Annotated in this window: 14 protein-coding genes and 2 tRNA genes; 5 read left to right on the top strand and 11 right to left on the bottom strand. The window is 66.6% G+C overall.

Annotated elements, in window-relative coordinates; genetic code table 11:
* A partial coding sequence (locus tag VNJ47_00405) for an aminotransferase class I/II-fold pyridoxal phosphate-dependent enzyme (protein HXG27294.1) occupies positions 1-534 on the bottom strand: 534 nt, incomplete at its 3' end.
* Positions 531-1349 (bottom strand): HAD-IA family hydrolase, encoded by an 819-nt coding sequence (locus tag VNJ47_00400; GenBank protein HXG27293.1) that lies wholly within the window; start codon positions 1347-1349, stop codon positions 531-533. The genes VNJ47_00405 and VNJ47_00400, both read right to left, overlap by 4 nt.
* 175 nt (positions 1350-1524) lie before the next feature.
* Between VNJ47_00400 and dksA the strand changes: the two genes are divergently transcribed.
* The 5 genes from dksA (at position 1525) to phaR (ending at position 5977) form a co-directional block, all read left to right on the top strand.
* The gene (gene dksA, locus VNJ47_00395; GenBank protein ID HXG27292.1) at positions 1525-1968 is read left to right on the top strand and encodes an RNA polymerase-binding protein DksA; all 444 of its coding nucleotides are present in this window, start codon (positions 1525-1527) and stop codon (positions 1966-1968) included.
* 116 nt (positions 1969-2084) lie between these two features.
* Positions 2085-3284 carry a hypothetical protein gene (locus tag VNJ47_00390; protein ID HXG27291.1) on the top strand — a complete coding sequence of 400 codons (1200 nt, stop codon included), beginning with the start codon at positions 2085-2087 and terminating at the stop codon, positions 3282-3284.
* A complete protein-coding gene (gene gluQRS, locus VNJ47_00385; GenBank protein HXG27290.1) occupies positions 3284-4183 on the top strand; it encodes a tRNA glutamyl-Q(34) synthetase GluQRS in 900 nt (299 codons plus the stop codon). The genes VNJ47_00390 and gluQRS overlap by 1 nt, the downstream gene beginning before the upstream one ends.
* A gap of 49 nt (positions 4184-4232) precedes the next feature.
* The gene (locus VNJ47_00380; protein ID HXG27289.1) at positions 4233-5417 is read left to right on the top strand and encodes an acetyl-CoA C-acetyltransferase; all 1185 of its coding nucleotides are present in this window, start codon (positions 4233-4235) and stop codon (positions 5415-5417) included.
* Positions 5418-5494: 77 nt separating this feature from the next.
* Positions 5495-5977: a polyhydroxyalkanoate synthesis repressor PhaR gene (gene phaR / locus VNJ47_00375; protein HXG27288.1), complete on the top strand. Its 483-nt coding sequence runs from the start codon at positions 5495-5497 to the stop codon at positions 5975-5977.
* 369 nt (positions 5978-6346) lie between these two features.
* Here the strand turns inward: phaR and pnp are convergent, their stop codons facing one another.
* The 9 genes from pnp to VNJ47_00330 form a co-directional block, all read right to left on the bottom strand.
* Positions 6347-8467: a polyribonucleotide nucleotidyltransferase gene (gene pnp, locus VNJ47_00370; GenBank protein ID HXG27287.1), complete on the bottom strand. Its 2121-nt coding sequence runs from the start codon at positions 8465-8467 to the stop codon at positions 6347-6349.
* Between the two features lie 46 nt (positions 8468-8513).
* Positions 8514-8783, bottom strand: coding sequence for a 30S ribosomal protein S15 (rpsO, locus tag VNJ47_00365; GenBank protein ID HXG27286.1), 270 nt, complete (start codon positions 8781-8783; stop codon positions 8514-8516).
* Positions 8784-8889: 106 nt separating this feature from the next.
* Complete coding sequence (gene truB / locus VNJ47_00360) at positions 8890-9813, bottom strand: tRNA pseudouridine(55) synthase TruB (GenBank protein HXG27285.1); 924 nt, start codon at positions 9811-9813, stop codon at positions 8890-8892.
* Positions 9814-9854: 41 nt separating this feature from the next.
* The gene (gene rbfA, locus VNJ47_00355; protein ID HXG27284.1) at positions 9855-10241 is read right to left on the bottom strand and encodes a 30S ribosome-binding factor RbfA; all 387 of its coding nucleotides are present in this window, start codon (positions 10239-10241) and stop codon (positions 9855-9857) included.
* Positions 10242-10259: 18 nt separating this feature from the next.
* Complete coding sequence (gene infB / locus VNJ47_00350; protein HXG27283.1) at positions 10260-12815, bottom strand: translation initiation factor IF-2; 2556 nt, start codon at positions 12813-12815, stop codon at positions 10260-10262.
* 22 nt (positions 12816-12837) lie between these two features.
* Positions 12838-14346 carry a transcription termination factor NusA gene (gene nusA / locus VNJ47_00345; GenBank protein ID HXG27282.1) on the bottom strand — a complete coding sequence of 503 codons (1509 nt, stop codon included), beginning with the start codon at positions 14344-14346 and terminating at the stop codon, positions 12838-12840.
* A 34-nt stretch (positions 14347-14380) separates the two neighbouring features.
* Positions 14381-14839 carry a ribosome maturation factor RimP gene (gene rimP / locus VNJ47_00340; protein ID HXG27281.1) on the bottom strand — a complete coding sequence of 153 codons (459 nt, stop codon included), beginning with the start codon at positions 14837-14839 and terminating at the stop codon, positions 14381-14383.
* A 72-nt stretch (positions 14840-14911) separates the two neighbouring features.
* Positions 14912-14988: transfer RNA gene (locus VNJ47_00335), tRNA-Met, on the bottom strand.
* A gap of 302 nt (positions 14989-15290) precedes the next feature.
* A tRNA-Leu gene (locus tag VNJ47_00330) sits at positions 15291-15375 on the bottom strand.
* Between the last annotated feature and the right edge of the window lie 136 nt (positions 15376-15511).

The raw sequence follows: 15511 nt of genomic DNA, 5'->3' as shown, positions 1-15511 counted from the left end.
CGGATTCGAAGGCGAAGCCAGCAGCAGCGCGCGGCAGCGCGGCGTCCAGGCGGCGCGCAGCTGCGACGGCGTGGGCTGGTAGTCGGTGGCAGCGTCCACCGGGAGCATGACCGCGCGCGCGCCGAGCGCCGCGGCGATCTGCCGGTTGCAGGGATAGGCCGGGTCCGGCAGCAGGATCTCGTCGCCGACGTCCAGCAGCGCCGCCAGCGCCAGCTGCAGTGCGCCCGAGGACCCCGGCGTGACGATCACGCGCGCGGCCGGCACATCCAGTCCGTAGCGGTCGCGGTAGAAAGCGGCGATCGCCTCACGCAGCTCGGGCAGCCCGAGCGCGGGGCCGTAATGCGTGCGGTTGAGCGCCAGCGCCGCCTGCGCCGCCGCGACCACGGCCGGCGGCGCGGGAAAATCCGGCTCGCCCATCTCCATGTGCACGATGTCGCGGCCGGCCGCTTCGGCGGCGCGCGCCCGCGCCAGCAGTTCCATCACCTGGAACGCCTGCACGCCGGCGGCGCGCCGGGACACGGCGGCGCGGCTCATTCTTCCTCTTCCGCCGCTTCCTCGGCGTTGGACTCGGACTCGACCCGCTGCAGAAGCTCCTGCAGCAGGCGCAGGGTGACATAACGGTCGGTGCCGGGCTCGCCCTGCAGCACGCGAAACGGATCGTCGGGCTCGCCGAGCTTGTCCACCACCAGCACGGCGTCCTCGAACACGTGATGACGGGTATCCTCGTTGACCGTGATCAGGGTCGGGATGCCAGCGCTGGTGGCGGCGACCAGGCCCATGCTGGAGTCCTCCAGCGCCATACATTCGAGTGGCTTGAGGCCGAGCTTGAGCAGCGCCAACCGATACAGGTCCGGCGCCGGCTTTTTGTGCGCCACCTGTTCGCCGCTGACGATGAAATCGATGCGCTCGCTCAGCTCCTTGCCCAGCGTGTACTCGAGGAAGGGCTCCAGGCTGCTGCGGCTGGCATTGGTCACGATCGCCATACGCAGCCCGGCCTGGTCGGCCTCGGTGATCAGCCGGCGCACGCCGGGGCGCAGCGTCACCTTGCCGCCGCTCACCAGGCGCCGGAAGTAGCGCGACTTGATCTTGTGCACGCGCTCGACCCAGGCCTTGGCGTCGCGCTCGATCTCGGCGCGGTGCTCGCCGACCGCGGGATCGTACTGGCGCAGGTACTGGGCGATGCGCTCCTTGCCGCCGGGCAGCAGCAGCAGTTCACGATACAGCTCCGGCGACCAGCGCCAGTTCAGCCCCAGCTCGCGGAAGGCCTCGTTGTAAGCCGGCAAATGCCCCTGCGGTTCGGTATCCGCCAGGGTTCCATCGACGTCGAACAGCAGGGCCTGGAGGGCCATCCATTTTCTCGTGGCGGCAGGAGATTACGCCGCAGCAGCAGAGCCATTCTGCCACAGCGCGGACGGCGTGCTCCTGACCCTGCATCGTGTTGCCTGCCCAGAGTACTTCTGGTATAGCTAGCCGGCTGATTAGCCGTCATTTTGCTCACTTTTCAACCGGCAGAGAGTCAAGCGCATGTCAGCCAAGCCCAGCGCGGTTTCGATCAAGCCTTTCAGCAGCTTCACGCCGTACAAGCCCAAGAAGGGCGAGCCCTACATGAGCGAGCAGCAGATCGAGCACTTCCGCAAGATCCTGCTGGCCTGGAAACAGGAGCTGATGCAGGAAGTCGACCGCACGGTCCATCACATGAAGGACGAGGCGGCCAATTTCCCCGACCCGACCGATCGCGCCACGCAGGAATCCGAGTTCAGCCTGGAGCTGCGCACCCGCGACCGCGAGCGCAAGCTGATCCGCAAGATCGACCAGACCCTGGACCTGCTCGACCGCAACGAGTATGGCTACTGCGAGTCCTGCGGCACCGAGATCGGCATTCGCCGGCTCGAGGCGCGACCGACCGCAACCCAGTGCGTCGACTGCAAGAGCCTGGAAGAGATTCGCGAACGCCAGCTGGGCAAGTAGCCCGGCCCTTGCTTGTACCTGAATTCATGACAGTCCGGCGCCTGCCCGGCGCCGGCGTTGGATTGCGGATTTCGAGCACATGTCCGCCAGCCGTGACGCGACCTGAGCCCAGACCCGTGAACCTGCTTCCGCGTATCCCCCTGCTGCTGTCGGCCGCCGCACTGCTCCTGCTGCTCTCGGCCTGTGGCGCCTCCCTGCCGCGCCTGCCGGCCGCCGGCGAGCTTTACGGACAGCCCGTGACTACGACCGTGGACTCGCCGCTGGCCAAGTACTACCTCGAGCACTACCTCGCCGGCCAGCGCCGGGTCCCGGATTGGGATGCACGCCTGGACCAGCTGCACAACGGGCATGCCCCGGCACGGCCGCTGACGGTGGCGGAACTGACGGCGCTGTCACGACAGTTCTCAGTGGATACCGCGGCACTGTTCTACGCGAAGTCGCTGATGGATGAACCGCGCAACCGCGAGCTGCAGGCATCGTTCAACCAGCAACTCGAACAGCTGCAGAACGGCGGAGCCGAGGATGGCCTCGACATCGACCGGCAATACCGGATCGTGTTCGTGCCGGGCTGGCTGTACCGCTCCAAGCCCTGGACCGGCGCCAACATGGCGGCGCCGCGCGCTCTGCTCGATCGCTTCGGCATCGAGCATCATCTCATCGAACTGCTGGACAACGGCTCGGTCGAGGACAACGCACGCCTGGTCGCGGACGGCCTGCGACCGCTGTTGCGGGACGGGCGACCGCTGATCGTGGTCAGCGGCAGTAAAGGCGGCGCGGAAGTGGCCATGGCGCTCGGGCGGCTGCTGGAGCCCGAGGAGACCCGCCCGGTGAAGGCCTGGCTGAACATCTGCGGCGCATTGCGGGGCAGTCCGCTGGCCGACAAGTGGACGGCCTGGCCAGTCGCCTGGGCGACCGAGGCGTTGTTCCGGCTGCGCGGCTGGGGCGGCCTGGACGGTCTGCGCAGCCTGAGCGTAGGACGCAGCCAGCGGCGTGCCAGCGAAATCCGACTGCCGGAGCATGTGCTGGTGGTCAACTACGTCGGTGTGCCCGTCTCGGGTACGATCCTCGACACCGAGTTCGAAAAGCGTTTCACCTACGTGCAACTGCGTGACTACGGGCCGAACGACGGCCTGGTGCTCATCCCGGATGAAATCGAGCCCGACGGGCTGACCGTCGCCGAGGTCGGCCGCGCGCATTTCCTGAGCTACCCGGACTTTGGCCTGCGTGCCACCGCGCTCTTGCGCGCCGTCACGCGCCGGCTGAACGGTCACGCGCAGCCACGCACGATCCACGCCGCGGACGGCATCGCGCCGTGATGGCGGCTTACCGCGGCCGCTTCGCACCCTCGCCCACCGGCCCCCTGCACCTCGGCTCGCTGCTGGCGGCGCTGGCCAGCTGGCTGCAGGCGCGCCGCAGCGGCGGCGCCTGGCTGCTGCGCATGGAAGATCTTGATCGGCCGCGGGCGCGCCAGGCGTACGCCGACGACATCCTGCGCACGCTGGAACGCTTCGGCCTGCACTGGGACGGGCCGGTGCTGTACCAGAGCACCCGCGATGACGGGTATGCCGCGGCCATTGCGTGCCTCGCCGCCCAGGGCCTGCTCTACCCCTGCACCTGCACGCGCCGGGAACTGGCCGAGTGCCGGCCCGGCATCGATGGCCCGGTTTACCCGGGCACCTGCCGCGATGCCCCGCCGCTGCGCGCGCAGCGGCACGCGCTGCGCATCCGCGTGGACGCGCACGAGTGGCGCTTCACCGACCGCCTCCAGGGTGAGTGCCGGCAGGTGCTGGCCCGGGAGGTCGGCGATTTCATCCTGCGGCGCGCGGACGGTTTGTATGCCTACCAGCTGGCGGTAGTGGTGGATGACGCCGAGCAGGGTATCACCGAGATCGTGCGCGGCGCCGACCTGCTCAGCTCGACGCCACGCCAGCTCTACCTACAGCACAGGCTGGGCTACCCGACCCCGGCCTATGCGCACGTGCCGGTGCTGGCGGATGCGGCCGGGCGCAAGCTGAGCAAGCAGAACCGCGCGGACCCGGTCGCGGGCCGGCGCCCGGAAATGGCCCTGCAACTTTGCCTTGAGCTGCTCGGCCAGCAGCCGCCCCGCGACCTGGCCGATGCCGGACGCGACGCGCTGCTGTGCTGGGCCCGGGCGCACTGGGACCTGGCCCGGGTGCCGCGCCGCCTGCAGCTGGCCACGCCGCCTATGGCATAATTTCGAGCGTTTCCCGCGTTTTCCCTGCCCCATCCCGGAGTCTGAACCCATGTCCGAACCGGTCGTGATCGTGGCCGCGGCCCGCACCCCCATAGGCGCCTTCGGCGGCGCACTGGCCGAGATCTCCGCGCCGCAGCTGGGGGCTCACGTCATCCGCGCGCTGGTCGAGAAAACCGGCCTCAAGGGCGCGGATGTCGACGAAGTGATCATGGGGCAGGTCGTTACCGCCGGCTGCGGCCAGAACCCCGCGCGCCAGGCGCTGATCGCCGCCGGCCTGCCGGTGAGCGTCCCGGCGATCACGGTCAACAAGGTCTGCGGCTCCGGCCTGAAGGCAGTGATGCTCGGCGCGCAGGCGATCCGCGCCGGTGACGCCCAAGTGGTCATTGCCGGCGGCCAGGAAAACATGTCGGCTGCGCCGCACCTGCTGCCGCGCTCGCGCCAGGGACAGCGCATGGGCAATTGGGCGCTGGTGGACAGCATGCTCAACGACGGCCTGCTGGAAGCCTCCGACGGACGGCACATGGGCGCGATTGTCGAGAGCCTGGCCACCGAGTACGGCATCAGCCGCACGGCGCAGGACGCCTTTGCCGCCGCCTCGCAGCAGCGCGCCGAGGCGGCGCAACGGGCCGCGCGCTTCCGCGACGAGATCATTCCCATATCCATTCCCCAGAAGAAAGGCGAGCCGCGGGTGGTGGACAGCGATGAGTACCCGCGCCCGGGTACCACGGCCGAGAAACTGGCGGCGCTCAAGCCGGCCTTCCTCAAGGACGGCAGCGTGACCGCCGGCAATGCCTCCGGCATCAATGACGGTGCGGCCGCCGTTGTGGTCATGGCCGAAAGCCGCGCCCGACAGCTGGGCCTCGTCCCGCTGGCACGCATACGGGCCTACGCCAGCGCGGCCGTGGAGCCCACCCGCTTCGGCATCGGGCCGGTACCGGCCAGCTTGCGCTGCCTGGAAAAGGCCGGCTGGCAGGCCAGCGAGCTGGACCTGGTGGAGGCCAACGAAGCCTTCGCCCTGCAATCGCTGTGCGTGCTCAAGGATCTCGGGCTGGACCCGGACAGGGTCAACGTGAACGGCGGCGCCATTGCCCTGGGCCACCCGATCGGCGCCTCCGGCGCGCGCGTGCTGGTGACGCTGCTGCACGAAATGCGCCGCCGCGGCGCGCGCCGCGGGCTGGCCACGCTGTGCATCGGTGGTGGACAGGGCGTGGCGTTGGCTGTCGAGCGCGATTAGGCGAGCACCGGCCATCTCTGGCAGAATCAGCCGGTGATGCCCGCCGTAACGCAGACAAGCCGCAGTCGAACGCACGCATGACCAAGCCTGCCGCCAAGCCGCGGATCATCAAGAAGTATCCGAACCGGCGCCTGTACGACACCGAGATCAGCCGCTACATCACGCTGGACGAGATCCGGCAGCTGGTGGTGGACGGCGTAGAGTTCGAGGTGCAGGACAGTCGCGACGGCAGCAACATCACCCGCTCCATCCTGCTGCAGGTCATCAGCGAGCAGGAGGAAGGCGGCAACCCGATCTTCAGCACCGAGGTGCTGACCCGCTTCATCCGCTTCTATGGCGACTCGATGCAACCCAGCATCAGCCGCTACCTCGAGCTCAGCCTGCGCTCCTTCGCCGAGCAGCAACAGCAGTTCATCGACAACCTGCGCCAGCTGCTGCACAGCAACACCCCCCTGCAGACCCTCCGTGACATCTCCCGCCAGCAGCTTCCGATCTGGAAGTCGATCCGCAAGGAATTCCTCAAGAACCTTTCCCGTAGCCGTAGCGAATCGCAGGAATAGCGTCGACTGCCCGCCAGCGGCGCAGGCCTCGCCGAGCTCAACAGCATCTTATTGAATAATAAAAATATTTTTATAGGCTGTCGCGTCGGTTATCACTTTTTGCCGATACCACGCTTCCCTGCCTATTGACATATAGGTAAGTGATACTTATACTGCGCTGCAACATAGCTGGCGGGCACCAGTTGCCTGCAAAAAGAAAAGGCCCACCGGGGCCCTTTCTCAACGTCTCCTCCGAAAGGCCGCCAGGCCTTTCTCGCACCTTGCCCCCTCCCCAGGGGGCTCTTTTTTTGGGGCTTCGCAACAGGCTCTCGTTCGATGGAAGTGGGCGCGCGTACACGGTACCGAAAGGAGAAGCCGATCGCAGAGCGTCTAAGCCTTGATCTTGGCGCGTTCGGCCTCGTTCACTGCCTTCATGCTCAGACGGATGCGGCCCTGCTTGTCCACTTCCAGCACCTTGACACAGACGTCGTCGCCCTCGGACAGCTTGTCCGACACATTCTCGACGCGCTCATCCGAGATCTGCGAAATGTGCACCAGGCCGTCCTTGCCCGGCAGGATGCTCACGAAAGCCCCGAAGTCCATCAGACGAACGACCTTGCCGCGATAGATCTCGCCTACCTGCACTTCCTTGGTGAGCTGTTCGATGCGCTTGATCGCGGCGTCGGCCGCGCCCTTGTCCACGGCGGCGATGCGGATGGTGCCGTCGTCGTCGATGTCGATGGTAGTGCCGGTTTCCTCGGTAATGGCGCGGATGGTGGCACCGCCTTTGCCGATCACATCACGGATCTTCTCCGGGTTGATCTTGATGGTGAAGATACGCGGCGCCCACTGCGACATCTCGCTGCGCGGCGCAGCGATGACTTCGTTCATCTTGCCGAGGATGTGCAGGCGGCCCTCACGGGCCTGCTTCAGCGCCACTTCCATGATCTCGCGGGTGATGCCCTTGATCTTGATGTCCATCTGCAGCGCGGTCACGCCGGTGGCGGTGCCCGCCACCTTGAAGTCCATGTCGCCGAGGTGGTCCTCGTCACCGAGAATGTCGGTCAACACGGCAAACCCACTGTCTTCCTTAATCAGTCCCATCGCCACACCGGCCACCGCCGCCTTGATCGGGACGCCTGCGTCCATCAGCGACAGTGAGGCGCCGCAGACGGTTGCCATGGAGCTCGAGCCGTTGGATTCGGTGATCTCGGACACCACGCGCACGACGTACGGGAATTCCTTCTCCAGGTCCGGCATGACACCGGCCAGCGCGCGCTTGGCCAGGTTGCCGTGGCCGATCTCGCGGCGCTTGGGCGAACCCATCATGCCGGTCTCGCCGGTCGAGTACGGCGGGAAGTTGTAGTGGAGCATGAACGGCTGCTTGTACTCGCCCTCCACCGCGTCGATGATTTGCGCGTCGCGCCCGGTGCCCAGGGTGGTGACCACGATCGCCTGCGTCTCGCCGCGCGTGAACAGCGCAGAGCCATGGGTGCGCGGCAGCACAGCGGTACGGATACAGATCGGCCGCACGGTCTTGGTGTCGCGGCCGTCGATGCGCGGCTCGCCCTTGATGATACGTTGACGCACGATGGTCTTTTCCAGCTTGGCCATCGCGGTCTTGACGGCATCGGCACTCCACTGGCCGCCGTCCGGTGCCAGCTGGGCGAGCAAGGCGCTGCGGATCTCGTTGAGGCGGTCGGTACGCGCCTGTTTCTCCTGGATGCGGTAGGCGGCTTCGATATCCGCCCGTGCGGCCGCAGCCACGGCCCGCTCGAGCGCCTCGTCTTCGGCTTCCGACGGCATCTCCCAGGGCTGTTTACCCGCCTCGGCCACGAGCTCGTTGATGGCCCTGATCGCGACCTGCATCTGCTCGTGCCCGAACAGCACCGCACCCAGCATCACGTCCTCCGGCAGCTGCTTGGCTTCGGATTCGACCATCAGCACGGCGTCCGCCGTGCCGGCGACGACCAGGTCCAGCTGGGAGCTTTCCATCTGGGTGGCAGTCGGGTTGAGCAGGTACTGGCCGTTGGCATAGCCGACGCGGGCAGCCCCGATCGGGCCTTGGAACGGCAGGCCGGACAGGGCCAGTGCGGCCGAGGCGCCCAGCATGGCCGGGATGTCGCTGGCCACCTCGGGATTGATGGACATCACCGTGGCGACGACCTGCACCTCATTGCGAAAGCCCTTGGGAAACAGCGGTCGCAGGGGACGGTCGATCAGGCGGGAGGTCAGGGTCTCGCGCTCGGCCGGACGACCCTCGCGCTTGAAGAAGCCGCCGGGGATCTTGCCGCCGGCGTAGGTGCGTTCCTGGTAATTGACCGTGAGCGGGAAGAAGTCCACGCCCGGCTTGACGTCCTTGCGGCCGACCGCAGTGACCAGCACCACGGTGTCGTCGCAGCTGACCAGCACCGCGCCGCCGGCCTGGCGGGCGATCTCGCCGGTCTCCAGGGTGACGGCGTGCGGGCCGTAGGAAAAGGTTTTCTTGACGCTCTTCAGGAAATAGGACACGGCGGGATACCTCTGTGAGAACCGCTGGAAAAAGAAAACGCCGCGGTTAGCGGCGCAGACCGAGTTCGTTGACGATGGCCTGGTAGCGGTTCGGGTCCCGACCTTTCAGGTAGTCCAGGAGCTTGCGGCGGCGGTTGACCATCTTGAGCAGGCCGCGGCGCGAGTGGTGGTCGGCCTTGTTCCTTTCGAAGTGCTCACCCAACTGGTTGATGCGCGCCGACAGCAGGGCCACCTGTACTTCAGGCGAGCCGGTATCGGTTTTGCCGCGCTGATGCTTGGCGATGACGTCGCGCTTCTGCTCGTTGTTCAAAGGCATTGCAAACTCCTACGAGACGCTCTTTTCGTTCAGGTCGTTGATTTAGGCCGCGTATTCTAGCCGCGAGACGCCTGAATCACAAGAAGAATCTGGAGGTTCCGGGTCTTTAGCCAGGCGGCTGCCGCAGCAACCGGCGTGGGGCGATGCGGCCATCCTCCAGCACCTCGCCCACCCCCAGCAGTCGCCGGCCCGGCCCATACAGACAGAGCAGTCCTTGGCGCGGCGCCCGCGCTACCTGCACCGGCTGGCCGCGTTGCAGGTACCAGGCGCTGTCGGCGTCCAGCTCAGCGCTGGGCCAGCCGGTAAAGGCTGCCACCACCGGCAGCAGGACGCGATCCAGCGTCTCCGGCCCCTCCGCCGCCAGCTGCTGCAGACGTTCGAAGCCGAGCATGTCCTCGCCCCGGAACGGGCCAACCGCCAGCCGTCGCAGGCGTTCCACATGGCCGCAGGTGCCCAAGTCTGCAGCCAGATCCTCGGCCAGGACGCGGACGTATGTCCCCTTGGAGCAATGCACCTCCAAATCGATCAGATCCTTCTCGACGCCCAGCAGCCTGATCTGGTGAACGTACACACAGCGCGGTGCGCGCTCGACCGACTGCCCGGCCCGGGCCAGTTCATACAGCCGCCGCCCCTGGTGCTTGAGCGCCGAGTGCATCGGCGGTACCTGACGGATCTGGCCGGTGAAGCGCCGCAGGCTGTGCTCGATGCGTGCGCACTCGAGCACCGGCACAGGCAGCTCGCGCAGGACATCCCCCTCAGCGTCGCCGGTAGTGGTTTGGCGCCCCAGGCGCACGGTCACGCGATAGCGCTTGTCGGCATCGAGCAGGTAGGCCGAGGCCTTGGTGGCTTCGCCGAAACAAACCGGCAGCAGCCCGGTGGCCAGCGGATCCAGGCTGCCGGTATGTCCGGCCTTCTGGGCATTGAAAAGGTGTCTGGCCCGCTGCAGGGCAGCGTTCGAGGACAAGCCTGCCGGCTTGTCCAGCAACAGGATACCGTCGACAGGACGACCTTTTCGTGCAGGGCCTGGCATGCGGGTTCCGGGCGGAGGACGGTCAGAGCGCGGGGTCGCGCTCAGTCCTTATCGTCACCCTGTTGCTGATAGTGTTTGGCATCCTCGGCCACGGCCTGGCTGATCAGGGCCGACAGGCGGCTGCCTTCCACCAGCACCCGGTCCTCCACGAACTGCAGTTCCGGTAGGACGCGCAGGCGCATCTCGCGCCCCAGCAGGCGACGCAGATGGCCCGCTGCATGGGTCAGTGCAGTGACCGCCGCAGTGGCGTCATCGGAACCCAGCACGCTGACGAAAACCTTGGCATGTTCCAGGTCGCGGCTCACCTGCACTTCGGTCACGGTCACCAGGCGCACGCGCGGATCCTTCAGCTCCGTGCGAATCAGTTGCGACAGCTCGCGCTGGATCTGGTCGCCGACGCGGCGCGTGCGAGGAAAATCTTTGGGCATGCGGCGGCGCAGCTTGGATCAGGCGACCGAACGCTTGACCTGGATACGCTCGAAGACCTCGATCTGGTCGCCGACCTTGACATCGTTGTAGTTCTTGACGCCGATACCGCACTCGGTCCCGGCCTCGACCTTGCTGACGTCATCCTTGTGCCGGCGCAGCGACTCGAGTTCGCCTTCGTAGATCACCACGTTGTCGCGCAGTACGCGGATCGGCAGGCCGCGACGCACCTGACCCTCGACCACCAGGCAGCCGGCGATGTTGCCGAACTGCGAGGAGCGGAACACTTCGCGCACTTCCGCCAGGCCGACCATTTGCTCGCGTGTCTCGGTACCGAGCAGGCCGGACATGGCGTCCTTCACGTCGTTGATCACGTCGTAGATGATGCTGTAGTAGCGCACATCCACACCGCTTTCCTGGATCGCCTTGCGCGCGACGCTGTCGGCACGCACGTTGAAACCGACGATGATGGCCTTCGAGGCCAGCGCCAGGTCCACGTCCGACTCGCTGATACCGCCGACGCTGGCGGATACGATCTTGACCTTGACCTCGTCGGTCGACAGCTTGACCAGCGCCTCCGACAGCGCTTCGGCGCTGCCCTGCACATCGGTCTTGAGCAGGATGTTGAGCTCGCGCACGGCCTGCCCCTCGCCCATCTGTGCAAACAGGTCGAGACGCGTGCCCTGCTGCGCGGCCAGCTTGCTCTCGCGCAGGCGGCTCTCTCGGAACTGCGCCACTTCGCGCGCCTTGCGCTCGTCGGCCAGCACGATGATCTCATCACCGGCATCCGGGGTACCGTTCAGACCCAGCACCACTGCCGGGATGGACGGGCCAACCGCCTTGAGGGGCTTGCCCATGTCGTCGAACAGCGCACGCACGCGGCCGAAGTACGGGCCCGCCAGCAGCACATCACCTTGGCGCAGGGTACCCTTCTTGACCAGCACGGTGATGACCGGACCACGGCCTTTTTCCAGGCTCGACTCGACCACCACGCCCTGTGCGGGCACGTCGACCGGTGCCTTGAGCTCTAGCAGCTCCGCCTGCAGGAGAATCTTCTCCAGCAGATCGTCCACGCCCTGCCCGGTGTGGGCGGACACACCGACGCACTGGATATCGCCGCCGAAGTCCTCGACCACCAGTTCTTCCGACAACAGATCATTCTTGACCTTGTCCGGCTTTGCCTCGTGCTTGTCGATCTTGGTGATGGCGACCACGATCGGCACCTTGGCGGCACGTGCGTGTTGGATCGCTTCCCTGGTCTGTGGCATCACGCTATCGTCGGCAGCCACCACCAGCACCACGACGTCGGTCAGCTGCGCGCCACGGGCGCGCATCTTGGTGAAGGCAGCATGGCCAGGAGTATCCAGGAAGGTAATGGTGCCGCGCGGCGTTTTGACGTGGTAGGCGCCGATGTGCTGGGTGATGCCACCGGCCTCGCCCTCGGCGACACGCGTTCGCCGGATATAGTCCAGCAGCGAGGTCTTGCCGTGATCGACATGGCCCATGATGGTCACGACCGGCGGGCGCGGCCGCTGCTCGGCCTGCTCGACATTGCTGACCGCACCCTGCAGCAGCACGGCTTCGACATCGCTGTCATCGATCTGCTTCGGCTTGTGGCCGAGTTCCTCCACGACCAGGGTCGCGGTGTCGCGGTCGATCGACTGGTTGATGGTCGCGAGTACCCCCAGCTTCATGAGCGCCTTGATCAGCTCTGGCGCTTTCACCGCCATCTTCTGGGCCAGTTCGCCGACGGTCTGGACTTCGAGCACCGGCACCTCGCGCACGATCGGCGCGGTGGGCGCAACGAAACCGTGCTGCGTGTCGACTTGTACCGGCCCGCGGTGTGGCTTGGTCTTCTTCTTGCGCTTGGCATGTTTGCCGGCTGCCAGATGCAACGCGCCTTCGCGCTCGCTGCGCTCGCGCGGCTCCTCGTCGGCCCGATAACGCTGTTTGGCCCGCTCGAGGTTCTCGAGCACACGCTTGCGCGTGTCCGACATGGGCGGCCGGATAGCGCCACCCTCGGCCGGCTTGCGCTCCGTTTCCGCCTCGGCCTGACGCCGGGCCTGTTCGGCCGCCTCGCGTGCAACCTCCGCGTCGGCCAATTTCTGTGCGGCCTCGGTGATGTGCACCTCCGGATGTCCATCCGGGGGCGCTTCCGGTGCGGCAGGGGCTGCCTCCGGCACGGTGGTCGTGGCCGTCTCGGCGGCAGCCGTCTGTGGAGCGTCAGCTTCGTCCCCCTCAGGCAGCTCCGTACGCTTGACGTAGATGCGCCTCTTGCGCACCTCGACACTCACCGTCTTGGCTTTGCCGCCGCCACGGCCGGCACTGAGCTTGATCTCGCTGGTACTCTTGCGCTTGAGCGTGATTTTCTTGGGTTCGGCGACCGGCACCGTGTCCGTCGCCTGACCAGCGGTACCACGCGTGCGCAGATAGGTCAGCAGCTTGAGCTTGTCGGCGTCGCCGATCGGCGAGCTGGCATCTTTGACCGCGACGCCGGCCTCCGCCAGCTGGGTGAGGAGCCGGTCGACCGGGGTGCCGACCTCGTCGGCGAGCTGCTTGACCGTAACTTGCGCCATTCTGCTGACTCTCCGCTCAGACTCAGGCCTGTTGTGTCTCGTTTTGCTTGGGGGTGAACCAGTGCGCGCGCGCCGCCATGATCAGGTTGCTGGCGCGCTCCTCTTCCAGGCCCGTCATCTCGACCAGTTCGTCCGTAGCCAGTTCGGCGAGCGCATTGCGCGTGATGATGCCGGCCTCGGCCAGCTTCTCGGCCGTGTCCTCATCCATGCCCTCGACTTCGAGCAGTTCAGGCTCGAGACGGGCATCGACCTTTTCGGCCTTGGCGATGGCCTTGGTGAGCAGCGCATCGCGGGCGCGGTTGCGCAGCTCCTCGACGATCGCCTCGTCGAACTCCTCGACCTTGAGTAGTTCCTCGGTCGGCACGTAGGCAATCTCCTCGACCGAGGAGAAGCCCTCGTTGACCAAGACTGCGGCCACTTCCTCATCGACATTGAGCTGCTCGATGAACATCTTCTGCAGCGCCTCACCCTCGGCCTCGCTCTTGGCCTCGGCCTCGGTTTCGGTCATGACGTTGAGGGTCCAGCCGGTCAGCTCCGAGGCCAGGCGCACGTTCTGGCCGCCGCGACCGATGGCCTGGGCCAGTTTGTCCTCGACCACGGCAATGTCCATGCTATGGCTGTCTTCGTCCACGACGATGGATTCGACTTCCGCAGGCGCCATCGCGTTGATTACGAACTGGGCCGGGTTCTCGTCCCACAGCACGATGTCGATACGCTCGCCAGCCAACTCGTTGGACACGCTCTGCACACGCGAACCGCGCATGCCGACGCAGGCACCGACCGGGTCGATGCGCTTGTCCTTGGCCTGTACCGCGACCTTGGCACGCAGGCCCGGGTCGCGCGCCGCACCCTTGAGCTCGATCAGACCCTGGCCGACTTCCGGCACCTCGAGCTTGAACAGCTCGATCAGGAACTTCGGTGAGGTGCGGCTGACGAACAGCTGCGGGCCGCGTGGCTCGGGGCGCACGTCGTACAGGTATCCACGCACGCGGTCGCCGGTACGCATCGGTTCGCGCGGGATGACCTCCTCGCGCGGGATGATCGCCTCGGCATTGCCACCCAGGTCCAGGATCACGCTGCCACGCTCGATGCGCTTGACCAGACCGGTGATCAGCTCGCCGATGCGCGGCTTGTAGGCGGCCACCACCTGGGCACGCTCGGCCTCGCGCACCTTCTGCACGATGACCTGTTTGGCCGCCTGTGCCGCGATGCGGCCGAACTCGACCGATTCCATCGGCTGCTCGATGAATTCGCCCGGCTGGATCTCGGGATGCTTGGCGCGCGCCTCGGACAGGTACACCTGCCGGTTGGCGGACTCCATCTCGGCGCCGTCCTCGAGCACCAGCCAGCGGCGGAAGGTGCTGTACTCGCCCGACTCGCGGTTCACGGCCACCCGCACTTCGATGTCATCGCCGTGGCGCTTGCGCGTGGCCGAGGCGAGCGCGGCCTCGATCGCCTCGAAGATGATTTCCTTGTCGACGCCCTTCTCGTTGGAGACGGCATCCACCACAAGCAGTACGTTCTTGTTCATACCTGCGTCACTCTGTCACTAAATTGGCGGTCGTTCAGCGGTCGTGCTCGGGCACCAGCCGCGCCTTCTCGACCTGCTGCAGCGGCAGCCGCCAGGGGCTGCCGTCGACCTCGATCACCACCTCGTCCTGTTCCAGCCCCAGCAGCCGCCCGGCGAACCGGCGGCGGCCGTTGAGCGGCGCGCGCAGCTGCAGCTTCGCCTGACGTCCGGCAAAGCGCCGGAAATGCTCCGGCTTGGCCAGCGGCCGGTCCAGCCCCGGCGAGGACACCTCGAGCCGGTAGCTGCCGCTGATCGGGTCGGCCACGTCCAGCGCAGCGCTCACCTCACGGCTGACCCGCTCGCAATCGTCCAGTCCGATGCCCTGCGGTGCATCGATATAAAGCCGCAACAACGCATGCGCGCCAGAACCGTGCAACTCCAGGCATACCAGTTCGTAGCCGAGGCCCTCGACCAGCGGCTCCAGCAGCGCCTGCACCCGTTCCTGCAATGCCATGCTCAACACTCATCCCGGCTGCCCGGGGGAACAAAAAAGCCCCTATGCGGGGCTTTCCTTACAAAAGCGAGTTGGTAGCGGGGGTAGGATTTGAACCTACGACCTTCGGGTTATGAGCCCGACGAGCTGCCAGACTGCTCCACCCCGCACCCGGCGAGGCGCAATAGTAGACACATGAGCGCGCATTTGCAAGGGCAAAAGCGTAAAAATCCGCCGTAAGTCGCTTGGTACGAAAGAATTTTGCCGTTTCAGCCGCGATCGCCACCGCTGCCGTGGCGGGCGTCGCAGACCGGGCAACGCAAGGGCTCCGTCCGGGGCATGGCCCGGGCCACGGCCCGGGCGCGACGACGGCGGCGCAGCCCGGCGCCCACCCCCACGGCCGCGGCGGCCATGAACGTGAGCAGGGAGGCAAACATCATGGTCATCGTGCAGCCCGGGATCCTGGCTGGGTTGGTGCGGATGGAGAGACTCGAACTCTCACGGCTTTCGCCACTACCCCCTCAAGATAGCGTGTCTACCAGTTCCACCACATCCGCATGTCCTAGGCTCGCCCGGCGGGCTGCCGGTGCCGGTTGAAAGCGGCACCGGCGAGGGTGATCACTGTGCAGCGTCCGGCGCTTCCGGCAGGGCCGGCGCCGGCGGCAGTTCCGCAGGTTGCGCCGGAACCGGCGC

The organism is Nevskiales bacterium (assembly GCA_035574475.1).
In the GTDB taxonomy this organism is placed as follows: domain Bacteria; phylum Pseudomonadota; class Gammaproteobacteria; order Nevskiales; family DATLYR01; genus DATLYR01.
The sequence above is the reverse complement of the archived record's forward strand: the minus strand, read 5'-3'. Positions and strand labels throughout refer to the sequence as shown.

What these genes read in the sequence shown, in the direction of transcription:
- VNJ47_00400 (HXG27293.1), bottom strand. Translation starts at nt 1,349, where the DNA reads ATGGCCCTCCAGGCCCTGCTGTTCGACGTCGATGGAACCCTGGCGGAT.
- dksA (HXG27292.1), top strand. Translation starts at nt 1,525, where the DNA reads ATGTCAGCCAAGCCCAGCGCGGTTTCGATCAAGCCTTTCAGCAGCTTC.
- gluQRS (HXG27290.1), top strand. Translation starts at nt 3,284, where the DNA reads ATGGCGGCTTACCGCGGCCGCTTCGCACCCTCGCCCACCGGCCCCCTG.
- VNJ47_00380 (HXG27289.1), top strand. Translation starts at nt 4,233, where the DNA reads ATGTCCGAACCGGTCGTGATCGTGGCCGCGGCCCGCACCCCCATAGGC.
- phaR (HXG27288.1), top strand. Translation starts at nt 5,495, where the DNA reads ATGACCAAGCCTGCCGCCAAGCCGCGGATCATCAAGAAGTATCCGAAC.
- rpsO (HXG27286.1), bottom strand. Translation starts at nt 8,783, where the DNA reads ATGCCTTTGAACAACGAGCAGAAGCGCGACGTCATCGCCAAGCATCAG.
- truB (HXG27285.1), bottom strand. Translation starts at nt 9,813, where the DNA reads ATGCCAGGCCCTGCACGAAAAGGTCGTCCTGTCGACGGTATCCTGTTG.
- rbfA (HXG27284.1), bottom strand. Translation starts at nt 10,241, where the DNA reads ATGCCCAAAGATTTTCCTCGCACGCGCCGCGTCGGCGACCAGATCCAG.
- infB (HXG27283.1), bottom strand. Translation starts at nt 12,815, where the DNA reads ATGGCGCAAGTTACGGTCAAGCAGCTCGCCGACGAGGTCGGCACCCCG.
- nusA (HXG27282.1), bottom strand. Translation starts at nt 14,346, where the DNA reads ATGAACAAGAACGTACTGCTTGTGGTGGATGCCGTCTCCAACGAGAAG.
- rimP (HXG27281.1), bottom strand. Translation starts at nt 14,839, where the DNA reads ATGGCATTGCAGGAACGGGTGCAGGCGCTGCTGGAGCCGCTGGTCGAG.